This window comes from Psychrobacter sp. 1U2 (assembly GCF_051847575.1).
In genome coordinates this window covers 1-1,375 of the sequence record NZ_JBPYDC010000217.1, presented here as the reverse complement: position 1 = coordinate 1,375, position 1,375 = coordinate 1, and the positions used below count along the sequence as shown (strand labels likewise).

The window sequence follows — 1,375 nt, the reverse complement described above, 5'->3', positions numbered from 1 at the left end:
TCTAGAAACAGGAAACTATCCAGAAAATACTGTAATTAATGAGGCACCTGAAGAGTATGATGAAACACATTTAGACTTTAAAACCAAATTTTATAAAGCGAAAGGCGAAGTACTAAGTTCCATACCATTTAATGATAAGGCGGCTCAATGTGTCAACATTGAAGAACATTGGGATATGCCAGTAGGCTACGTCGTGGATCAACGGCTAGAAAGAAAAAGATTAGCGACTGAATCACCTGAGATAGGTTGGGATGATGGTCATCCTGGTGTGTCTTTCCTTGGTTCGAATGCCGGACTGGGAAGCCCAACATTAAACTATGGAGTGACTAACGGATCACTTATTGTTTCAGGAGTTCTTTGTGGTGGGCAGGCTATAGAAGCAATTGTTGATGCTTTATCAATTGATGGTACAACGTCTAAATTCCAAGGAACTTTCAGGGTTTTTCTTAGATCAGAGCTTCCAAAAACCAGTCACGCAGAGTCTCATGCAGATATAGGAAGCTTATTTATCACTAGTCGTAAACTTTGTACTTGTTTCAAATCAGGAAAATGTATAGAGATTATTCCACCACCTCGTACCCCTCCACCTGAACGGGAAGAAGACCTTGATATTATTGAATTCATAGTCGATGAGCCAAAAATTAGAATTAATAAAGCATTAATGACTAAAAGTGCAATTCGTCAAAACAGAGCACCACTTGCAAAAGAATTTCTCTCAAAAGTACAGTCCGCACTAACAAGAAGTCACAATAGTATAAGCCGTCATTCGTTAGATGACAAAGTAGGGTTTTTAGAAAGTGACTATTTTAAAAATCAGATTAAAGACATTTTGCCAAAGGAATATTTAGAAACTCCTATATCTAAGATTAAGGGACTACCGGAAAGATTAATAAAGACTTTAGGAGCTAGCCTAACAGTTGAACAGGCTTTATCCATCGACTTGGCGCGATTCTGTCGAAAAACAGGCCTAGGTGTAGAAGAAGCATCAAACGCGAGACGCTTACTTTTGGGTATATCTATACCCGATGATAAAAGCGGCAGGCTAAATAGTAAGGAGTACTAGATTGTGAATACCCCTAACTGTTCTGAGCTGTATGAGCTTAATATCCAACCTAATAATGAAAATGAAGACTATCAGACTCGCTATATCAATGCGATATTAGAGTGTTTTCCAGCCTTAGCAGAAGAGCTTGCTGCGGCTCAGCAAGAAGGAAAAGATCCTGTTGATGTCGCGAACTTCATTGCAGGTGAGATGAGTCAGTCGAGCAATCCTGTATTGGAAATTGAAATATTAGAAAAGCTGATTCCAATCACAGAAAAAAAACAGCCTGTTCGCGCAGACAAACATAAGGATAACTTGGCCGATGTCGGTGCT

Annotated in this window: 2 protein-coding genes; both read left to right on the top strand. The window is 39.3% G+C overall.

The window, feature by feature from the left end:
- Window positions 1-1,063, top strand: a 1,063-nt coding sequence (locus ACS8FD_RS14625; protein ID WP_439276390.1) for a hypothetical protein, incomplete at its 5' end; no start/stop codon positions are given.
- Window positions 1,064-1,066: 3 nt separating this feature from the next.
- On the top strand, window positions 1,067-1,375 hold a 309-nt coding region (locus ACS8FD_RS14620; protein WP_439276389.1), incomplete at its 3' end, for a hypothetical protein.